Genomic DNA, 20,662 nt, shown 5'->3' with positions numbered 1-20,662 from the left:
GAGCGAAATAATTACACACCTTGTCTGATATGACCGAGGATTTCGTAATATTCTGTGCGTTCTGTGACAACCTCTGTTTCCTGCATCCGCATCCTTGACGGTCGTTTCGTAACGTGTGTCACGTTTGATATCCAGGTTTTTTTATCCCGCGCAGGCGCCCTTGCCGCCTGATGCCCGTTGAAGCCGCAGTGGACACCTGCCCGCGTCCGCTGCCGCGTATACCCAGACAGGGACTCGCAAGTACATGTCCACATTACGCCGGCTGCTTTTCTGCTCTGCCCTTCTGATCGGCTTCACCCTGCTCGGCGCGCAAGCCCTGGGGATGCTGGCGGCGCATCGCTATCTGAATACCCAGCTTGCCCAGCAAAGCGAATCGGGCGCCAACGCGCTCGCCTGGGCGCTGTCGCACAGCACGGGCAGCCATCGAGAGCAGATTGAACTTGCCGATCAGCTGTTTGGCCAAGGCCTGTATTCGCTGGTCAATATCACGAACGAAGGGAACGCGATCCGCGTGGAGCGCCGCACCGGACCCACGGCCGGTCCCGGCCAAGAGTCCGACTGGCGCGCCGCGTGGCTGAACATGGAGGCGCCCGCGGTGTCGCGGCCCTTCGTCATTCCGGGCGGCCAGGCCAAGGGCGTCCTGACGGTGCAGGCCGATGCGCGGATGGCGCGCGACACCCTGTGGCAAGGCGGCGTCCGGGTGCTGGGCCTGGTGCTGGCGGCCGCCGCATTCTGGGCGCTCTTCGCGACGAACCTTGTCCGCTGGATTGAAGCCCGCACGTCACGCGACATCTGCGAACGCGTGCGCGCGTTGGCGCCGGGCGCGGACGCGCAGCTGACCGGTTCATGCGAAGTGCCGGGCGTGGACCAGGCGCTTGTCGATGCGCAACGCCGCGTCGCCGCCACGGTCGAGGAACAGAATGCCCGCATCGAATCGCTGCAAAGCGAGATCTACCGGGATCCCATCTCCCGCCTGTCCAACCGCAAGCATTTCGTCGACCAGTTCCGGCTGGCGCTGGCCGACAAATCCGATGAGGCCGGCGGCCATCTGCTCATGTTCCGCCAACGCGACCTGGCGCAGATCAACCGCCACCTGTCGCGCGCCTTCACCGACCAGTGGCTGCGCTCCTCGTCGGACCGCCTGCGCAAGCTGGTGCAGGAATTCGGCGGTCCCGGGACGCTAATTGCGCGCATCAGCGGATCGGATTTCGCCTTGCTGCTGCCGCGCACCTCGGCGCCGCAAGCCAGCGTGCTGGCCGAGCGCGTGCGCCGCGAACTGCGGTCGCTGCGCGTGCCCATGGACAAGTTCGGCTGGTGCCGCTGGGCGTTGGCCATGGCCGCATTCGCGCCGGGCGACAACATGAGCGACATCCTGGCCCGCCTGGACCACGCGCTGATGTGCGCCGAAAGCGCCGATGACGACCAGATCACCCCGGCTAGCCAGGCCGCCGACAGCACCCGCATCGGCGAATACAGCTGGCACGACGCGTTGATCACGGCGCTGGAGCAGCACCGGTTCTCGCTGTCGGCCCAACCCTTGCACGACCTGTCCGGCGCGCTGCTCCAGCACGAGGCCAGCCTGACGCTGCATGACCTGTCCGGCACCGATCCCGTGCCTGCCTCGATCTTCATGCCGCCATCCGTGCGCCTGGGGCTGTCCGCCGAATGCGATATCCAGGCGATTCGCCTGGGCCTGGACTGGCTGTTCACGCATGAAGGCGCGCTGACCGTGCCGGTGTCGCTTGCCACGCTTGCTCAAGGATCGTTTTTCGGACGCCTGGAACGCATGCTGGCAGACCGGCCCACGCTGTCGAGCCGGCTGATCCTGGAAGTCGAAGCCGCAGGCCTCGTCGAACAAGGCGCCGACGTGCGCCAGCTCTGCGATATCGTCACCGGCGCCGGCGGGCGGGTCGGCGTATCGCGGCTGTCGCAGCAGTTCGGCGCCATGGAGCACCTGCACGAATTCCCGGTTTCGTACGTGACGCTGAGCGGCAGCTTCATCAGCGGCCTGCTCCATAGTCCCGGCAGCCAGCATCTGGCCGCTACCGTCGTCGCCACCGCGATGACGCTCGGCATGTCGGTCCATGCGGCCGACGTGCCGGACGCCGCCACGCAGCTCATCTTGGAGGGAATCGGCGTCCGCGCGATAAGCGGCGCTGTCGTACACTCCGCCCACGCGCAAGACCTCGCGCACGATCATCAATGGGTTCCTAGTTGACGGAAGGATTGTTTCTTCGCACCCGCTGGCATTTTCGCCACCTGCGCCCCAGCCGTCCCGGCGTCTTCCGGACATCCGTCTGGCCGGGATTCGGCCTGCTGCTCTGCGCCTTTTTCTGGCCTGCCCATGCGCTTGCCCACGGACTGAATGCCGGCTACGACGGCCTGCCCGCCGGCATGACTGCGGGCGTCGCGATCGCCTGCGCGGTGACGTGCGGCGTGGCCTGGGCGCACACCCGCAACGCATTGTTCGCGGCGGGCATGATCTTCGCGCTGCTCGAAGGACTGTTCCGCTCCCTGCCCGAGCTGATGCCGCCCGGCGCGCTCCAGGCCGCGTCCTACGCCGCCTTGCTTGCCCTGACCGCGCCGCTGTTGCGGGGATCACGCCTTGCGGCCGGTTTGGGCGCCGCATGCCGGTGGATCAGCATCTTGCTGTCCGGGGTGGCCGCCCTGGCGCTGATCTTTGTGTACGAAACCGAATCCGGCGTGCTGCCCGCCTCCATCGCTGGCGTGTGCGCCGCGCTCAGCGTGCCGTTGGCGATTTGGTTTGTGGCCAGCGCGATCCGGCAGCGCGCCGGCCGCCCGGCCAGCCTGACGCTGGCGCTTGCCTATGCCGTGTCTGCCTGGGTTCTGGGACACGACGCCTGGCACGCTGGCGGCGCGGACGCCGCGGGCGCCAGCATGGAAGTGCTGAGGCTGATGTTGGTGTCGGGCACGCTGCTCTGGGTTGCCCTGGACGCCTCCAATACCGCCGAATCCGCCCGCAAGACAGGCGCCGGCTCCGACGCCGAACATGTGGCGCAAGGCGAACTGCGGCTGGCGGAACTGGCCGGTGCGCTGGACGCGCAGCGGCAGATGAACGCACTGATCTCGCACGAGCTGCGCGCGCCGCTCGCCACCATCAGCGCCGCCGCGCAATCCCTGGACATGATTCTGTCGGATAGCGGCGAAACCGTGGACACGCGGCTGGCGCGCATTCACCGGTCGGTCGGAAGGATGACCGAGCTGATGGACCAGTTGTTGAACCAGGACCGCCTCGAGGAACACGCCTGGAGCCCCCGCGGCGAACAGACCGACATGGCCGATCTGGTGCGCGACGTGGTGAACGCCATGCGGCCGGATACCGCGCACGCGCTGGTGCTTGAAGCGCAAGCGCCGCAACCGGTCTTTTGCGATCGGCCGCTCACCAGCGTGGTCGTACGCAACCTGATCCACAACGCCATCAAGTATTCGCCGGCCAACGAGCCCGTGCGGATCGAAACGGGGCACACGCGCATCGGCGAAACACCCATGACCTGGGCGGCCGTCGTGGACCGTGGTCCCGGCATCGGGGAAGAAGAACAGGCCCGCATCTTCGAGCCGCGCTTTCGGCGGTCCGCGCATCGCGAAACCCAAGGCATGGGTATCGGCCTGTATCTGGCCCGGCGCATCTGTCAAAGCCAGGGCGGATCGCTGACGATGCAGAGCAAGGTGGGCGTGGGCACGCGCTTTGTCATCACCCTGCCCTCAAACGGCCCGACGGCCTAGACGCCGCCCGGGCGGCGGCCTGGATCAGGCCGCGAACACGTAGCCCTGGCCGCGCACCGACAACACCGGCAGCTTCAGGCCCGCGCTTTGCGCCTTGGCGCGCAGACGGCTCACCAGCACGTCGATACGCCGCAATTCAAACCCGCCCGGGCTGTCCGGCAGGAAGAGTTCGGCCAGCGCCTGGCGGCTGACGGCGCTGCCCGCGGCGTCCATCAACGCCACCAGGAACGTCCTTTCCTGCGCGCTCAGGTGCAGCGAGGCGCCGTCCGGCGCCACCAGAATCCATCCGCCGTCCTGCAAAGACCAGTTAGTGTCCGCCGACGCGCGCGTTTCGGCATCGGCCGGACGCGGCGCCTTGGCCAGACGCATCCGGCGCGCCAGGCTGCGAATGACGGAGCTTAGCTCCAGGAGGTCCACCGGCTTGGTCATGTAGACGTCGGCGCCGCCTTCCAGGCCGCGGACGCGGTCCTCAAGGGCGCTGCGGCCCGTCAGCATGACGATGCCCACGGGGCTCAGGGCGCGCAGGCGGGTCGCGACGGAAAAACCGTCTTCGCCGGGAAGATGGGCGTCCAGGATGACGATGTCGCAGGGCTGCTCTTGCAGCCGGCGGTAGAACGCGACCGCATTGTCGCAAGCAAACCCCACGCGAAAGCCATAGCCGCCCAGACCCAACGCCAGTTCCTCGCGGAAATCGGCGTCGTCCTCAAGCAGACCAATACATAGCAAACCATCTGCACCAGGCATATTCAGAGTGCTTTACCTTGAAATTGTCGACGAAAACCCTGGAGCGCCCACGCAAGGAAAAATGCCCCCGAGCCGGCAATCTTACGACTTTTACAATAGAAACGAATGATTGCAGTGAAAAAAACGGCGATATTTCACCTTTTTACCCAGGCTTTTTCTTAATGCCGGGCTTCCAGCCAGATTAATGCCACCGACAATATCGCAAAATCGCCCTCAGGACGAACAGCTCACTTCGATTCCGCCAGCCCAATCCGGCGGCAAACCGGCGTAGCGTTCATAGCCATCCTGCGCCACATAGGGATTGCGCAGCAGTTTGATGAGGGTATCGATTTCGCTGGCATCGCCGGCCTTGGCCGCGCGAATCGCTTGTTCGGCTAAATGATTGCGCAGGACATACAGCGGATTGACGCCATTCATGGCGGCCGCCGTGTCTGCGGCCGACCTGCCCTGCCGGCCATGACGGGAAATCAGCCGGTCAAGCCAGGCGCCGGCAGCGGGCCGATCAATAAATAAATCCTCAAATCCGCTGCGCTGGCCCTGTATCGCATCGGCCAGACGCCGCCACGTCAGCGTGAAATCCGCCTGATTCGCGTCCATCAGTTTGAGCAGATCATCCAGCAGCGCCTCGTCGTCGGGCTGCCAAGCCGCCAATCCCATCTTGGCGCCCATTTTGTCGTGGAAGGCGCGCGTGAAAATGGCTTCGTATTCATCCAGCACGGCACGCAAGGCATCGGCGTCCTGCACCAGCATATGCAGGCTGCCGCCCAGCCGATACAGATTCCAAAGCGCCACGGAAGGTTGCCGGTTCCAGGAATAACGTCCTTCGGCATCCGAGTGGTTGCAGATATGCCCCAGCCGGAAACCGTCCATGAAACCAAACGGGCCGTAATCCAGCGTAAGTCCCAGGATGGACATATTGTCGGTATTCATGACGCCGTGGCAAAACCCGACGGCCTGCCAATCCGCCATCAGCAACGCCGTGCGCCGGGTGACTTCCCGCAGCAGATTCACATATGGCGCCGTCTCGGATGCGGGCTCGCCCGCTTGCACGTCGCGGCACTCGGGGTAGTAACGGTCAATCACATAATCGGCCAGCGTCTTGAGCAGGTCGGGCTGACGCCGCGACGACCAGTGCTCGAACGACCCGAACCGGACGAAACTGGGCGACATCCGGGTCACGATGGCTGCCGTCTCGACGGTCTCGCGCATGACCGGATCATCGGACACGACCAATGCCAGGGCGCGCGTGGTCGGCACGCCCAGCCCGAACATGGCCTCGCTGGCCAGGTACTCGCGCACCGACGATCGCAACACCGCACGGCCGTCGCCCATTCGGGAATACGGCGTCATGCCGGAGCCCTTGAGCTGCAGTTCCCAGGCGCCCGCAGGTCCCTGGATTTCGCCCAGCAGATGAGCCCGTCCGTCGCCCAATTGCCCCGCCCACACGCCGAACTGGTGGCCGCTATAGACGGCAGCCAGCGTGTCGCCGCCCGGTAACGGCTGGGCGCCGGAGAAAACCTGCAGGAATTCGGGGGTGGTCAGCACCGACGGATCCAGGCCGATCAGGGCTGCGGCTTGCGAATTGGCGTGCAGCAGGCGGGGATTGTTCAGCCCCCGCGGCGCCAGCCGGGTGTAGAAGGTCTCGGGCAGGGCCGCAAACGAGTTGACGGCTTGCAGTTCGGACAGGGACAGGGCGGTCATGCGCGTTGCCTCCGGGCGGCGCGCTTGGCGGGCCGCACATAGAAAATGGCGCTGAGGAAAAACGTGGTGGACAGGATGATTTCGCCCCACGCCATCAGGACGGACAGCGGCGCCGGATCCGACATGGCGCGCACCACGCCTTCCATCAGATACAGCAGCGACAGCATGGCCGCCCATTGGTAGGTGTAGAGATTGCCGCGCACGATGCCGCGCAGCGGAAACGCCAGCGGCAAGGCTTTGAGCAGCATCCAGGAACCGCCCGGCCGCACCGGCGCCACCACGGTTTCCCAGGCGACGCACAGCACGATCAGGGCAAACAATGAAACCGAGGCCACGAGGCGCAGGCGGGGGTTGAGTTCGGGATTCATGCTGCTATTATCGCCTGATGAATCGCCCCGCCGAGCCCGCCGCCGCTACGCCGGCGGTCAAAGAACGACCAACCTCGCGCATTTCCCGGGTCGCGAGGACCGGACGCGTATTTCGTTTCGTCGTCCAGCGCGCCAACGAAGAAAAGCTGCTGCAGGTCGCCTCCAGCCTGACCTTCACCACCGTCCTCGCCATCGTTCCCATGCTTGCGGTGGTGCTGTCGCTGTTCACGGCGTTTCCCGTGTTCCAGGAGTTCCGGGTCGCCCTCGAGGACTTCCTCACCACCAGCCTGATGCCGCCGTCCGTGTCGGACAACATCATGGACTACCTGAACCAGTTCGCGCACCAGGCCTCGCGCCTGACCGCCATTGGCGGGGCATTCCTGCTGGTCACGTCCCTGCTGCTCATCATGACGATCGACCAGGCGTTCAATGACATCTGGCGCGTCTCGCGCCAGCGCCCCCTGCCGCAACGGGCGCTCGTGTACTGGGCGATCATCACGCTGGGCCCCGTGCTGGCCGGCGCCAGCCTGTGGGCCACCTCGTTCGTCGCGCGCGAATCGCTGGGGCTCATCAAGGACGTGCCTGAAGTCATCAGCGTGGCCGTCTCGTTCATCCCCCTGGTGCTCACCGGCCTGGGCTTTGCGGCGCTCTTCGTCGTCGTGCCCAACCGCGAGGTGCTGTGGCGCGATGCGCTGATCGGAGGCTGCGTCACGGCCATCGTGCTGGAAATCATGAAGTCCGCGTTCGCCTTCTATCTGACGCGGTTTCCCACCTACACCGTCATCTACGGCGCCTTCGCCACCCTCCCGATCTTCCTGCTGTGGATTTACCTTTCCTGGCTGGCCGTCTTGCTAGGCGCAACGCTTGCCTCCAGCGCGCCGCTCATCCGGCTGGGCCGCTGGCACATCAATCGCTACCCGGGCGCTTCATTCGTCGACGCGCTGGACGCCCTGCGCGCGCTGCGCCGAGCGCAGCTTTCCACGCCGGGCGGGGTGTCCGCCAGCTTGCTGGCCTCGGAATTGCGGCTGCACCAGGACGAGCTCAACGAAGTCCTGGAAGCGCTGAGCGCGATGGGACTGGCCACCCGCAGCCCGGAAGACAACTGGATGCTGACGTGCGATGCGCGCGAGACCTCGCTGGCGCCGGTCGTGGATCGCTTCCTGCTGGACCGCAGCCAGCCGCGCGTGCGCAACGACCCCGACATCCTGCGCATCGCATCGTCCGTAAATTCGCCGCAAACCACGCCAACGCTGGAAGAACTCTGCGGAGAAGCGCAAAATACCGGAAATGGCGTCGCACCAGTGCTGCAACTGGAAGCGAACAAGAAATAGCAAAGCATAGGGCGCAGTCCGCCCCCAGGAGATACCGATGTTGAAGGTCAGTGAGATTTTGCGCGTCAAGGGCGATACGCTCTACACGGCGTCGCCGGACAAGCCCGTGGCCCAGGCCGTGCAAACCATGAGCGAGCAGGATATCGGCTCCCTGGTCATCATGGAATTCGGCACGTTGACCGGGATGCTCACGTTCCGCGAGATCATTCGCCACATGCACGCGCATGGCGGCGCCGGCGATACCACCATCAGATCCATCATGGACGACGCGCCGGTCAGCGTTTCGCCCAACACCAGCGCCGACGAAGTCCAGCGCCTGATGCTGGAAAAACACGCCCGCTATATCCCCGTCATGGACGGCCCCACCCTGATGGGCGTCATTTCGTTCTACGACATGGCGCAGGCCATCGTGGCGGCCCAGCAATTCGAAAACAACATGCTGAAGGCCTACATCCGCGATTGGCCCGCGGAAAGCGCGGAACCGGCCCAGTCCTGAACCAGCCGGCGCCCTTGCGGCGCCGGCTGCAGATCTACATCCCGGCGGGCGCGGCCTCGCGCGTGGCGTCGCGCGCGCCCGGCGCATGACGCTGGCTGCGCCACGCGTCATAAATCAGTTCCGGATTATTCGCGGCCAGCAGGGCCGGATCCGACAGCATCCGCCGCCAGCGCCTTGCGCCCGACTGCCCGTTCACCAGCCCCAGCATCGGACGCGTCATCACCCGCAATGGCACGCCCTTGGCCACCTGCCGCGCGGCGTATTCCGTCATGGCGTCCACCACCTGCGCATCGCTGGGCAGCCGCACCGACGGCCACAACTGCATGGAAACCTCGGACAACACGCGCGGCGTATGCCAGGCGGCGCGGCCCAGCATCACGCCGTCAAAGGTTTCGGCCGCCTGTACCGACTGCCCGGCATCGGCCAGTCCGCCATTGAGCACGAACGTGCAATCTGGAAAATCACGCTTCAATTGCGCGACCACGTCGTAGCGCAGCGGCGGAATCTCGCGGTTGTCCTTGGGCGACAAGCCCTTGAGCACCGCGTTGCGCGCATGCGCAATGAACACGCGGCAACCCGTGTCGTAGACCTTGCCGACAAAGTCGCGCACGAACTCGTAGGATTCGTCGTAGTCCAGCCCGAGGCGGTGCTTGACCGTGACTGGAATATCCACGGCGTCCTGCATGGCCTTCATGCAGTCGGCCACCAGCGCCGGCTCGGCCATCAGGCAGGCGCCAAACGCGCCCTTCTGCACGCGCTCGGACGGGCAGCCGCAATTCAGGTTGATTTCGTCATAGCCCCACTGCTTGCCAAGCTTGGCCGCATGCGCCAACGCATCGGGCTCGCTGCCGCCAAGCTGCAAGGCGACCGGATGCTCGGCTTCGTCAAAGTCCAGGTGGCGGGCCACATTGCCATGCAGCAGCGCACCGGTGGTGATCATTTCGGTGTACAGGCGGGCACGGGGCGCCAGCAGCCGGTGAAAGTACCGGCAATGGCGGTCGGTGACGTCGATCATCGGGGCGACGCAGAGCCGCCAGTCGGGGGAGTCCAAGAATCACTCTACAAAACAAGGGGATGCGGTATTTTACGGTGCTTGGCGACATTGTGCCCGCCGGCCCCGGGCACCCGCGGCCGAATCGCTGCCGAAGGCCGCCCGCCATGTGGTCTAAAATTGCGGCGCCGCAACCCTACACGCCCGTGCGCGCGTCCGTTCAACCCTCATACCGAAGATCCATGGCCGTATTCACCCCCGTATCCGATGACGACGCGCGCGCCCTGCTGGCGCATTTCGATCTGGGCGAGTTTGTCTCGCTTCGAGGCATTACGGCGGGTATCGAGAACACCAATTATTTCCTGCACACGACGCGTGGCGAATATGTGCTGACGCTGTTCGAAGTGCTGACGCACGCCCAACTGCCCTTCTACATTGAACTGATGTATCACCTGGCGGAACGCGGCATCCCGGTGCCGCAGCCGCAGACCCTGCGCGACGGCACCCGGCTGACCACCCTGCACGGCAAGCCTTGCGCCATCGTGTCGCGCCTGCCGGGCGGCTACGAGCCCGCCCCGGGGCCCGCCCACTGCGCGCTCGCTGGCGCCACGCTCGCCCGCGCCCACGTCGCGGCGCAGGACTTCCCGATCCACCAGCCCAACCTGCGCGGGCTTTCCTGGTGGCTGGAAACGGCGCCGAAGGTCATGCCCTTTCTCAGCCCGGCCCAGGCCGAGCTGCTGACCTCGGAACTGGCCGCGCAGCAGGCCGCCGTCAAGACGCCCGCCTGGCAGGCCCTGCAAAGCGGACCGGCCCACTGCGACCTGTTCCGCGACAACGTCCTGTTTGCAGGCACGTTCGAGAATCCGCTCATGGGCGGCATCATCGACTTCTACTTCGCGGGCTGCGACACCTGGCTGTTCGACGTGGCAGTCAGCGTCAACGACTGGTGCATCGAGCGCGACACCGGCGAATTCATCCCGGAGCTGGTGCAGGCCTGGCTGGCCGCCTACGCCTCGGTTCGCCCCTTCACCGACGCCGAGCGCGAAGTCTGGCCCCAGATGCTCAGGGCGGCAGCCTTGCGCTTCTGGCTGTCCAGGCTGTATGACTTCTTCCTGCCCCGCCCCGCGCAGACGCTCAAGCCGCACGACCCGCGCCACTTCGAAAGAGTGTTGCAAGCGCGCCACCGCTCGGAACAGCCCGTCTTGCCGTAATCGCTACGCCCCCCATAATGGGAATAGCGCCCCCTTTTTGAAAGATCTCCCCCTTCAGAGAGCCATGCAAGCAGCATTTCTACCCGCGACGTCCGGCTGGCTTTGGGTCCGCGACGGATTCCGCCTGTTCCGCAAGCAGCCCCTGGCCATGTTCACCTGGGCCATGGCCATCAGCCTGCTCGTCGTCTTTGCGTCGGCCACGCCGCCAGTCGGCCCGATGCTCGTCGTGGCCCTGATGCCCATCATCACGCTGATGACATTGTCCGCGTGCAAACATGTCGAGGCCGATCGCATCATGCTGCCCTCCATGTGGGGCAAGCCGCTGAAGCAGCCGGGCGTATTCCGCAAGCTCTTCCTGATGGGCGTGCTGTATGCCGGCCTTTGCCTGGTGATGGGCCTGGTCATCTTCCTGCCCTTCTCCGACGCCATGATGGAAGGCATGCGCATCGCCTCCGTCGAAAAAAGCATGGAACCGATCCTGTCAGCCATGGCGCTGCCGCTGATGCTGTTTGCGATCTGCTACGTGGTGATCGCGGCGCTGTTCTGGCATGCACCCGTGCTGGTCGCCTGGCACGGCCTGCGCCTGACCCAGGCCCTGTTCTTCTCCGGCATTGCCTGCTGGCGCAACAAGCTGCCGTTCCTGGTCTACGGGGTCTGCTGGATCATGGTCTTTCTGTTCATCGACCTGTGCGCCGGGCTGCTTGTCGCCGTCGGCTTGTCGCCGCAGATGGCCGGCACGCTGCAGATTCCGTTCAACATTGCCGCCGGTGGCGTGCTTTACTGCAGCTTCTATCCGGCCTACACCTCCGTGTTCGGCATCAATAGTTCCAGCACGCATCTCGACAACGGCAACGGCGCGCAGGCATAACGCCACCCGCCACGGCGCAAGCGCCCGGCGCAATCGCACAACCCGGCCGTCCCGGCCGATGAACGCCACGTCGATGGCATAACGCATGCCGAAGGTATGCACCGCGGCACAGGGAATCAGCATCACCCCTGTTCGCGGCCCGGGCGGGGCCCGCCCCAGCAACCCGCGCATCCGCCCCCACCACCGCTTTACCGTCAACAGCCGCAGGCGCCCCTGGTGCAATCGCGCGGGGCGGCTCATTGCACGCTCTGCAGCCACTGCATCGCGATGGGAAACGCCAGCACGATGAACGTGCAAGGGAAAATGCAGCCGATCAACGGCAGCAGCATCTTCACCGGCGCCTGCATCGCCAGTTGCTCGGCCCGCGTATGGCGGTCGCTGCGGCACTGCGCCGCCTGCGCGCGCAAGACCGGCCCCAGGCTCGCTCCCAGTGCCTCGGCCTGCGCCAGGGCCGCCGCCCAATTGCGCGTCAACGGGCTGTTGCTGCGCTCGGCCAAGGTCTTGATCGCCGCGGTTCGGGAAACGCCGGCGCGCATCTCGGCCAGCGCATCCGCCAGCGCGTCGCGCAGCACGCCAGGCGGCCCGCTCTGCGCCGCCAAATGCAGCGCGCCCTGCACGCTCAGTCCGGCCTCGACGCACAACGTCATCATGTCGAACACGAAGGGCAAGTCCCGTTCGATGGCGCGGCGCCGCTGCGTGCCCAGGCCTTTCAACCACGCCGCCGGCGCCACCCCGGCGGCCAGCGCCGCGGCAGCCGTCCAGAGCACCCACGATGCGGAGCCGGGTGCAGCAAGCGCCACCGCCACGGCGCCGGCCACGCCACCGGCAACGGCGGCCGCGCTACCGCACAACGCCGCGATGTGCGCATACCCGACTCCTGGCGGCAAGGCCGCCCGCTCTATTGCCCGGTTCAGCCGCAGCCGCCAGCGCCAGGCGCAAAGGGGACCCGCCAACGGCGCCACCGCCACGATCCACGGCCATGCGGCGCGCCACCACCACGGCATCGCACGCTCGCCGTTCTGTTCCTGCCGCAGCAACGGACACAACAGCACCCACGCAAGCCAGGCCGTTCCCGCCGCCGTCGCCGCCATGCCCACATAAAGCCACATCCCGCCCCCTTTTCAGATATCGATCCGCATGATCCGCCGGATCAGCAGCACGCCCGCCGTCTCCAGCACCGCCACGATGGCCAGGACACCCCATCCCATCGGCGTATGCCACAACAGACTCATGATGTCGGGCTCCAGCCGGTCCAGCACCGCCAGCAGCAGCAAGGGCAGCGCGCCCACGATCCAGGCTTGCAGCCGCCCCTGCGAGGTCAGCGCCAGCAGCTTCGTTTGCAACTGCAGGCGAGCCCGCAGTGTCTGCGCGATGCTCTCAAGGGCCTCGGCCAGGTTGCCGCCGGTTGTTGCCGCGATGCGCATGGCAGCCACCACCAGCGAGGTCGAATCGGCCGGCATCCTGGCCTGCAGGTTGCCAAGCGCAACCTCCCATGGCACGCCAAGCCGCTGTTCGCGCAGCATCAGGCCGAACTCCTGCGCCAGCGGCGCGCTGCTCTGTTCCACCACGTGGCGCAGGCCGGTCGTCATAGCCACGCCAGCCCGCAGCGCGGACGCCAGCATCAACAGCGCCATCGGTAATTGCGTTTCAAAGCGCCGTGCACGCCGCCGCCGCAGTCCGTCAACGACCGACCGCGGCAGGCGCGAGGCCGCCAGCGCGAACAAGGCCGCGAGCAACGCGCTTCCGGTGGCCGAGAACGCGGCCGCCGCGGCGGCCACCCCGCAGATGATGGCGCCCGCCCACAGTTGGCGCGGGTCGATGAAGAGGAACACCTCGCTCAACCGCACGCCCGCATCCTGCGTGTAGACCTCGCGGTATCGCCGCAGCGCGGGCGCAAACCAGTTCTGAGCGCGCCACGCCAGCAACCCCGCGCACAGCATCGCGGCCGCCGCCGCAAGCCAGATCATGGCAAGCCCTGCGCAAAGGACGCAACGCCCGGCGCCTGGCCCGCCAAGTCCGAAAACCAGGTGGCGTCCAGGCTCACGCCCTTATCGGCCCAATCGCGCGCAAAGCTGGGCAGCGCGCCGCATCCCCGAAATCCGTGGCTGCGGTCAAACCCGAACAAGTCCTGCAATTGGATGCGGCCGCTTTCCATGCCCGCCACTTCGACGATCGACGTGACCACGCGGCGGCCGTCCGCCAGTCGAGCCTGCTGCACGACCACGTCCACGCTGGCGGCAATGTGCTCGCGGACCGCGGACAGCGGCAGGTCAAGCCCTGCCATGAGAATCATGGACTCCAGCCGGGCCAACGCGTCGCGCGGAGAGTTGGCATGCAGCGTCGTCAGGGAACCTTCGTGGCCAGTGTTCATGGCCGTCAGCATGTCGAACGCCTCGGCGCCGCGGCATTCGCCCACGACGATGCGGTCAGGCCGCATGCGCAGCGCGTTGCGCACCAGTTCGCGGATGTCGATTCGGCCTCTGCCCTCCTGATTGGCCGGCCGGGCCTCCAGCGCAACGAGATGCGCATGGTTGAGCCGCAATTCCGCAGCGTCTTCGATCGTGACCACGCGCTCGCCGTCCGGAATCTCGTTCGACAGGATGTTCAGCAGCGTGGTCTTGCCCGCCCCCGTCCCCCCGGAAACGACCAGGTTCTTGCGCATCCGTACGCACAAAGCCAGAAACTGCGACATCGCGTCGCTCAGCGCGCCCAGCGCAATCAGATCGGGCATCTGCGGCCGACGCTGCGGAAACTTGCGTATGGTCAGGCTGGCGCCCTTCATCGCCACCGGCGGAATGATGGCGTGGACCCGCGAGCCATCGGGCAGCCGCGCATCCACCATCGGCGAGCTTTCGTCGATGCGGCGCCCCAAGGGCGTGACGATGCGTTCGATCACCCAGCGCACCGACTGTTCGCTGGTGAATGCGGCCTGCTCCCGCCACAGGCGCCCCGCACGCTCGACATAGATTTCGTCGTAGCGGTTGACCATGATTTCCGTGATGTCGGGGGCCGCAAGCAAGGGTTCCAACGGCCCGAGCCCAACCGCCTCATCGAGCACCTCGCGGCACAGCGCCGCCTTGTCCGCATGGGGCGGAAGTTCGGCGTCCGTGGCAACGATCTGGACCAGAAGGCGCTCGGCTTCGGCACGAAGCATCCCGTCGCTCATCCCCGCCACGTCGCGCCGTCTCAGGTCCAGCGCGCTCAGCAGGGCCGCGTGAAGACGTCGACGGTCGTGCAGCCGATGCGGGGCGCAGGGCGGAACAACTGGCGGCGCAATGCCCCGGTCATCGCCCATCGACGGGATTTCCGGTTGAACCGGGTCTGATGGCACCGCATCCGCACCGTCAAGAGACGAGGCGGCCTCGGCTTTCCGCCTCGACACGCGCAGCCTGCAAGGCCCGATCAGGATCTCGTCTTGGGGCTGTACCGGCGCATGCCGCACGATCCGCACCCCATTCACCATCGTGCCTGCCAGCGTGCCCAGGTCTTCCAGGACGATTTGATCCGCTTCGCACAGAAGCCGGGCGTGCTGACGCCCGACTCTCCAGGTGGGAATCCGCAATCCGCACTGAACGCCCCTTCCGATAAGTACCGGCGCGCGCAGCGTGAGCTGCTGCTGCGCGGCGTCCTCGAAGGTCAGTTCGATGGTCAGCTCAATGTTGAGCATTGCGCCCCTCCGGAAAAGGTGAATCGGCCTCGGCAGATGTCTGTCCCCACTGGGACCCCGCGCCCGAGTAGGGATCCCAACCGATCGCGTCCGACGGAACCGCCGTCCCGAGGAGGGGAGGATCGGGAAACGCCGCCTGCAGCGTCTCGCGTCCGCGGCGTATGCGATCGGCCATGGCGGGCTCTGCTTGCGACACGATCTTGGGTGTTACGAAGATCGCCAGTTCGGTCTCGCGGCGTTGATAACGGGTCGAGGAAAACAACGCGCCCAGGATAGGAATGTTGCGCAGCCCCGGCAGACCGCTGACGTCGGTGCCCTGCTCACGCGAAAGAAACCCGCCGATGACGAGCGTGTTGCCCGACCGCACGTTGAACTCGGTGGATGCGCGGCGCGTGCGCAGCGCCGGGCCGCCGGGAAGGCTTAGCGACGTGTCGACCGAACTGGCCTCCACCTCGATCAAGGACCGGATGACCCCATTTCGGTCGATCCGCGGCGTGATGTTCAGCGACACGCCGTAGGGCTTGAACAGCGTGGTGGGATTGCCCCGTGCATCCGTGGAGGCATAGGGCACTTCCCCGCCCGCGAGAAACGTCGCACTGGCGCCGCTGCGCGCCAGCAGCTGCGGTTGCGCAAGCATTACGGCTTCACCCGTTTGCGCCAGCGCGGCAATACGCGCCGAAAGCAGCGCATTGACGCCGAAGTAGCCCGCGGCCGATGCGACCGGCGCGGCCGTCTCGATGATCTGCTCGCCAGGGCGTGTCATGCGGCTGCGCGATCCGCCATCCCACGCGAGACCCGCATTGAGGCCACCCTGCGTCATGCCATCCCAGCGCACGCCGAACTCCTGCAGCCGCGATGTGGGAATCTCGACCACCTGCACGTCCAGCAGCACCATGCGGTCCCATCCGACCTGACCCGTGAAATCCACGACGTCCGGATACCGGTCAACCAGCGCCGCAATGCGCGCGCGATCATCGTCGGACAGGTCATCGCCTTCGATGAGGATGCGGCCGCCCACGTTCGAGCTGCGCGCCCCCGGGATCCGGGAGAGCAGGCTCTGGACCTCCTCGCGCAGTTGTGGCGTGCCGGCAGGGACCACTCGCAATTCGTAGGCTGCCACGCGATCGCGTCCTGCCCACACATGCACGGACGACACGCCTTCGGCTCGCGCAAACACCACGACCTCGCGCCCTTCCGCCGCCACGGCGCTGGCTACCTGACTATTGCCGATCGCGACGCGCCGCACGCCGGGGTGCGGCAACACACGCGTCTCGCCGACTTGCAGTTCCAGCGTCTGGGTGTTGGACCATGCAGGCAGGCTGCACAGGCACAGCACGATGGCGAGCAAGCTTTGAATTCGGTTCATGGCCGCTCCGCGTCAAAGCCTGCCAGTGCATCCAGGCGATCACCGTAAACGATGGCGACACCGGGCACGGGCTTGGGTTCGGCGTCCAGTCCCATGAGGGAAGCCAGATCGCTTTGTGCAACGGGGTTTACGGACGCGGCGTCGTCGCGATGACGCAGCATTGCGGTCAGCACCCCAGCCTGCCGCGCGGCAATGAACCGCATGGCTTGGTCAGGCGTCGCGGCCAGGGTGATGTTGCCCGCGCCGTCGTCGCTCATGGCGGTCAGGACTCGCATGCTCTGCAGCACCGGGACGGTGAGTTCGCGTTGGCGATGATTGAACGTCACGTAGATATCGATGGCATCGCCGCCTTTGAGCATGTCTGCAAGACCGCCAAGGTCCGCCGCGTTGACCGTGAACGCGCGCTGCCCCGCTTCAAGCCGCGCGGCCAGCGAAGGCTGCGGCGGGTCGTAAGTCATGAAGCTTCTCAGCAAGGGGTCTCCAAGCGCCAGATCGGCAAGTAGCGTTGCGCCCAGCACGCTGCCCAGTTCCATCGGGTCGACGCTGGCGCCAGGCGCCCAGGGCTGAGGGATCTTGCGCACGGCCAGATGCACCTCTTCGAGCAATGTGCCGGCCGGCAAGTCATAGGCCGCCACAAGACGGCTGACCAGCGGCGTCTGCGCCTCGGCTTCCAGCGCCTGCACGCGCTGCTGGACATGCTCGCGCACGGCCCATGCGGCGACCAGGCCCGCCAGCACCGCCAATCCATACACGCCGGTACGGCGCAACCGCTCGGCGCCGCGAATGATCCAGGGCTTCATGGCGCCCACCCAAGGGCTCGCAGCCCGCTGCCGCCTTCCACAGGCACCAGCCATAGCTTCATCCGCTCCCGTTCTCGTGCCCACCATTGGCCTGCGCCTGCGGAGGGCGCGCCTCGCCCCGCGGTGGCCGCTGACGCCGCCATCGCGGCCCCCTCACTATCCGGGTCGCCCTGCGGCCGCCATCCCGTCCGCCGCAACGCGGCATCAAGCAGTTCAGCCAGCTTTTGAGGCGGCAATGCGTACTGCCAGATCCGGTCGGAAACCTTGACGCCGGATTCCATCACGGCAACGTCCGACCTGACGCGCGCGCCCTTTGGCAGCCACCCCGGCAGATGCACGGAGGGAGCCGCACGCACAGAAATCGCCGAGAGGCTGCCGACGGTACGATCCGCGCCCGCGTTTTCCAATTGGGCCACCCAACGCTCATCGCCGACGCGGCCGGACAGGATGAGTTGCCCCGGCAGCACGTGCAGATCCGCCAACGCAGGTTGCTGCGCGGCCAGCGTTCTGGCCAGGGCCGATGGGCTCTGGGGCGCATCGAACACCCACACTTGCGCGGGCATGCCGTGCAGCCACAACCAATCCGCCATGCGTTCTCGCAAGGCGCCTTCTGGGAGCCGCAGCCCCTCCAGGCTGGACACGCCGCCTGATGCGCCCGCGCGTTCGGGCAACAGCATCAACGCACCGCACAGCCCGATGCCGACTGCAAGCAAGGCAGGACGGATTCGCATGCCCGGCCCTTCGCACACTTTTCGGACAGGGTTCATTTTCCGCCCTCCGAACGCCCGCCAAGCCGATCGCCTGGCAGCACATCCCCCCACGCGGAAAGCCAGTCCCGCGACAGCGCCGGCCGCCCCCACGGCGCCTCTGCCTGGCTGACAGGACGCTGCATCCTTACCGCCTCAGCCTGCGAGGTGCGGCTCGCTTGCAACCAGCCCGTTGGCGATGCCCCAATACGGCGTTGCGCATCCGCGTCGCCATGCGCATAGCCCGCGCCGTCTGCCACGCTGAGGTGACGCGAGACTGGCAGTCCAAACATGACATTGCCCGGAGGCGGCAGCGAACGCACTTGCACGGACAGCAGACGCATTGCCGCGCCAAACCATTCATCCTGCAACACGCTGCCCCCCGCAACGGAAGATCCTGGCCAGCGTTGGGCGCTGCCTTCCACGTCCATCCGCGCCGGCGCGCGAAGCGTCGCGACCGGCTGCCCCAACGCCGCCGCCATGGCGGCCTGACGACTAACCTGGGTCGTGCGCTGTGCCGAAAACTGCATTGCGCCGATATCCGAGACCGCCCACAGCAACACGGTCAAAAACGGCAACATCAATAGCGCCTCGACCACCGCCTGTCCTTGTTCGTTTGATCCGCGTTGCATCACGGCAGCCTCCTGGCCAATGCTTCCTCTTGCGGCGTGACTGCGGAAAGGCGAGCCTGCCAATAGGGCCGGAAAAGCGTGGCGAGCTCCAGGCGCCCGTCGGCGCGCCGCTCCGGCCGGGAAAAGTAGGTCTCGGCAGCCGTACTGACGGTGATGGCGCCCGTTCGGCCCAGTGCGGCATATCGGAACTGACCGATCGGCGCCGACACAGCGCTGCTGGCATCCGTGGTTTTGACGACGGACGATTGCAGGCCAACCGCCACGGCGAAACGCAAGGGCTCGGCAAGACGCTTGGACGCAACTTCCCGGTAGGCGGGCAAGCCGCCGCCGGGCCAACGGCGCACCCCAGCCATTGCGTAGGAGTTCGCCATGGGGTTGTTGGCTCCGTCAAAGATGTTCCAGTCCGTGGCGTGTTCCACCCATCGCCAGAAGTCTTCCTGCGAAAAGTCTGCGGGTGGATCTTCGACGAATTCCACGTCGTCGGGCGCACGGCTTTTATTGCCCTGGACGGTGCCCCACCCCATCGCGTATTCGCGGAAGTGGCAGCCAATCCAGCGGTTCGAGCGCAGGGCATGGTAGGACTGCGTGTCCAACGCGCCCCAATGGCCATCCGGCCCAAGCCAGGTCGAGCCGCGCCGCCGGAGTTCGTGCCGAAGCCACGGGCACCGGGTGCTGACCACCCAAGGGTTGCGTAGCGTCGTGTTGCGGCGGTCCAGGAAACCATAGCGGGCCACAGCGCTTTCAATAGCCGGCCGCAGGCCGGCCTTGCGTGTTGCGGCTTGGCGCTCCGTGAAACCCGGCCAGCCGTCCGTCAACACACGCAGATCCAGCGGCGAAGCCCTGGATGCAGCGTCCTGGCCAGTCTTGCCAAACTCGGGATAGTTGGCAGCCAGCACCTCGCGCATGACACGATCCCGAGACATGATGAAATCGCCGGTGATCGCTCGCGCCGCGGCTTCCAGCACCTGATGCACGACGCGATCATGCTGCGCGAACGCGCGCGCCAGACGGCTTTCGGCGTCCGTAGGGGCCTGCGCCCCTTGGTAGGACGCCCCGGCAGCCGGCCCGAATAGCATCGCGATCAGGCCGGCTGGCGGATTGCCGCGCCGACGCTGCGATTGCAACGCATCGAGGTATTGCGCCGACGCCCCTAGCGTCACCAGATGCGCCATCGCAACCTGATGCGCGATCTGGCTGCGATTCACGTAGGCGATGGCATTGAGCGCGCGCGCCTGCATGAGCGCACCGCTATAGGCCGCCGCATCCGCGGCGTGGGTCAGGCGGCTGCGCGCTTCGACGGTCTGGCCAACGTTGTACAGGACGACGAGCGACGCCACGCCGACGGCCGCGACCATCAAACCCAGGACCAGGGCTTGGCCCCGTTGTTGATCGTCGAACATGGATGGCGGCGCGTTCAATTCGCGATCTCGGCGTTGCCGGTAAATGACTTGAGCGACCGCGCCTTGGTCTGGGCCGCCGCCTTTTGGGCCGCCTGCTGCGCCGCTTTGGATTGCGTGCTGCCGTCTTCGCCGGCAAGCTCGCGAGCCATGGCTGCCGTCTGCGAACGCACGACCTGTCCGAAGTACTGATAAACCGCGATCGCCGCCACGGCGACCAGCGCGACGACAACGATGTACTCCGTCATCCCCTGTCCCAGTTGGCGCTTTCGATGCCCCCACATATCTGCTCTCCCGTGCATTGAACGTGGAGGCCAGTGTCGCCAGCGGGCGGCGGGCGGACAATTCGTGGATGCCGAGACGGACAAATCCGCGCACGCCCCCTTGACGCATGTGCATGCCTCGAAGGTCCTGCGCCAATGACGTTCCCACCCCTTTTTTGACAAGGGTTTCCCCTATTGCCGGGCTGAAGTCCGAGCAGTAGATTGGAGTTGCCGGGCTGTCTGACACCCATCGCGTGCGAAGCCGGGCAGGAGCGCCTCAGACTCATCTTGAGCTGGGGCGCTCTTCCATTTGGAGACGCTTTCCTAGTAGGTGCGT

At 66.2% G+C, this 20,662-nt stretch carries 19 protein-coding genes and 1 pseudogene; 6 read left to right on the top strand and 14 right to left on the bottom strand.

Annotation, left to right across the window (positions count from 1 at the left end):
* The first annotated feature begins 244 nt into the window (after positions 1 to 244).
* Positions 245 to 2,218, top strand: a complete 1,974-nt coding sequence (locus KVT32_RS05800; protein ID WP_217617815.1) for an EAL domain-containing protein — start codon at positions 245 to 247, stop codon at positions 2,216 to 2,218.
* 8 nt (positions 2,219 to 2,226) lie between these two features.
* Positions 2,227 to 3,744, top strand: a complete 1,518-nt coding sequence (locus tag KVT32_RS05795) for a HAMP domain-containing sensor histidine kinase (protein WP_312539292.1) — start codon at positions 2,227 to 2,229, stop codon at positions 3,742 to 3,744.
* A 24-nt stretch (positions 3,745 to 3,768) separates the two neighbouring features.
* Here the strand turns inward: KVT32_RS05795 and KVT32_RS05790 are convergent, their stop codons facing one another.
* From KVT32_RS05790 to KVT32_RS05780, 3 genes are all read right to left on the bottom strand, one after another.
* Entirely contained in the window at positions 3,769 to 4,488 is a 720-nt protein-coding gene (locus KVT32_RS05790) for a response regulator transcription factor (protein WP_152383938.1), read from the bottom strand.
* Between the two features lie 213 nt (positions 4,489 to 4,701).
* Entirely contained in the window at positions 4,702 to 6,189 is a 1,488-nt protein-coding gene (locus tag KVT32_RS05785; protein WP_175157112.1) for a YdiU family protein, read from the bottom strand.
* Entirely contained in the window at positions 6,186 to 6,557 is a 372-nt protein-coding gene (locus KVT32_RS05780; protein WP_056315766.1) for a DUF2069 domain-containing protein, read from the bottom strand. The genes KVT32_RS05785 and KVT32_RS05780 overlap by 4 nt, the downstream gene beginning before the upstream one ends.
* Before the next feature lie 17 nt (positions 6,558 to 6,574).
* Between KVT32_RS05780 and KVT32_RS05775 the strand changes: the two genes are divergently transcribed.
* Entirely contained in the window at positions 6,575 to 7,888 is a 1,314-nt protein-coding gene (locus KVT32_RS05775) for a YihY family inner membrane protein (RefSeq protein ID WP_175157111.1), read from the top strand.
* Positions 7,889 to 7,925: 37 nt separating this feature from the next.
* Positions 7,926 to 8,384 (top strand): CBS domain-containing protein, encoded by a 459-nt coding sequence (locus KVT32_RS05770; RefSeq protein WP_217617814.1) that lies wholly within the window; start codon positions 7,926 to 7,928, stop codon positions 8,382 to 8,384.
* A gap of 34 nt (positions 8,385 to 8,418) precedes the next feature.
* On the opposite strand, the gene dusA is transcribed toward KVT32_RS05770, so the two are convergent.
* A complete protein-coding gene (gene dusA / locus KVT32_RS05765; protein ID WP_056315760.1) occupies positions 8,419 to 9,399 on the bottom strand; it encodes a tRNA dihydrouridine(20/20a) synthase DusA in 981 nt (326 codons plus the stop codon).
* Between the two features lie 218 nt (positions 9,400 to 9,617).
* Here dusA and KVT32_RS05760 point away from each other — a divergent pair, with 218 nt between their 5' ends.
* A complete protein-coding gene (locus KVT32_RS05760; protein WP_217617813.1) occupies positions 9,618 to 10,586 on the top strand; it encodes a homoserine kinase in 969 nt (322 codons plus the stop codon).
* Between the two features lie 64 nt (positions 10,587 to 10,650).
* Positions 10,651 to 11,454 (top strand): BPSS1780 family membrane protein, encoded by an 804-nt coding sequence (locus KVT32_RS32075; protein WP_226848672.1) that lies wholly within the window; start codon positions 10,651 to 10,653, stop codon positions 11,452 to 11,454.
* Positions 11,455 to 11,460: 6 nt separating this feature from the next.
* Here the strand turns inward: KVT32_RS32075 and KVT32_RS32590 are convergent.
* From KVT32_RS32590 to KVT32_RS05710, 10 genes and pseudogenes are all read right to left on the bottom strand, one after another.
* Positions 11,461 to 11,577, bottom strand: a pseudogene (locus KVT32_RS32590) (DUF192 domain-containing protein); the annotation flags it as partial.
* A gap of 113 nt (positions 11,578 to 11,690) precedes the next feature.
* Positions 11,691 to 12,563 carry a type II secretion system F family protein gene (locus tag KVT32_RS05750; RefSeq protein ID WP_152383932.1) on the bottom strand — a complete coding sequence of 291 codons (873 nt, stop codon included), beginning with the start codon at positions 12,561 to 12,563 and terminating at the stop codon, positions 11,691 to 11,693.
* Between the two features lie 12 nt (positions 12,564 to 12,575).
* On the bottom strand, positions 12,576 to 13,421 hold the full coding sequence (locus KVT32_RS05745) for a type II secretion system F family protein (protein WP_152383931.1): 846 nt from the start codon (positions 13,419 to 13,421) through the stop codon (positions 12,576 to 12,578).
* Positions 13,418 to 15,121, bottom strand: a complete 1,704-nt coding sequence (locus KVT32_RS05740; protein ID WP_152383930.1) for an ATPase, T2SS/T4P/T4SS family — start codon at positions 15,119 to 15,121, stop codon at positions 13,418 to 13,420. The genes KVT32_RS05745 and KVT32_RS05740 overlap by 4 nt, the downstream gene beginning before the upstream one ends.
* Positions 15,108 to 16,487: a type II and III secretion system protein family protein gene (locus KVT32_RS05735; protein WP_175157107.1), complete on the bottom strand. Its 1,380-nt coding sequence runs from the start codon at positions 16,485 to 16,487 to the stop codon at positions 15,108 to 15,110. The genes KVT32_RS05740 and KVT32_RS05735 overlap by 14 nt, the downstream gene beginning before the upstream one ends.
* Entirely contained in the window at positions 16,484 to 17,287 is an 804-nt protein-coding gene (gene cpaB / locus KVT32_RS05730) for a Flp pilus assembly protein CpaB (RefSeq protein WP_152383928.1), read from the bottom strand. Before cpaB ends, KVT32_RS05735 begins: the two co-directional genes overlap by 4 nt.
* Positions 17,284 to 18,054 carry a hypothetical protein gene (locus KVT32_RS05725; protein ID WP_227741201.1) on the bottom strand — a complete coding sequence of 257 codons (771 nt, stop codon included), beginning with the start codon at positions 18,052 to 18,054 and terminating at the stop codon, positions 17,284 to 17,286. The genes cpaB and KVT32_RS05725 overlap by 4 nt, the downstream gene beginning before the upstream one ends.
* The gene (locus KVT32_RS05720; RefSeq protein ID WP_312539384.1) at positions 18,051 to 18,632 is read right to left on the bottom strand and encodes a pilus assembly protein; all 582 of its coding nucleotides are present in this window, start codon (positions 18,630 to 18,632) and stop codon (positions 18,051 to 18,053) included. Before KVT32_RS05720 ends, KVT32_RS05725 begins: the two co-directional genes overlap by 4 nt.
* A gap of 32 nt (positions 18,633 to 18,664) precedes the next feature.
* A complete protein-coding gene (locus KVT32_RS05715) occupies positions 18,665 to 20,065 on the bottom strand; it encodes a pilus assembly protein TadG-related protein (RefSeq protein WP_217617812.1) in 1,401 nt (466 codons plus the stop codon).
* A 14-nt stretch (positions 20,066 to 20,079) separates the two neighbouring features.
* Positions 20,080 to 20,346 carry a hypothetical protein gene (locus KVT32_RS05710; protein WP_056315734.1) on the bottom strand — a complete coding sequence of 89 codons (267 nt, stop codon included), beginning with the start codon at positions 20,344 to 20,346 and terminating at the stop codon, positions 20,080 to 20,082.
* Positions 20,347 to 20,662: the final 316 nt, after the last annotated feature.

This window comes from Achromobacter sp. GbtcB20 (assembly GCF_019091095.1).
Lineage (GTDB): Bacteria > Pseudomonadota > Gammaproteobacteria > Burkholderiales > Burkholderiaceae_B > Achromobacter > Achromobacter mucicolens.
This window is presented reverse-complemented; position numbering and strand designations above follow the sequence as displayed.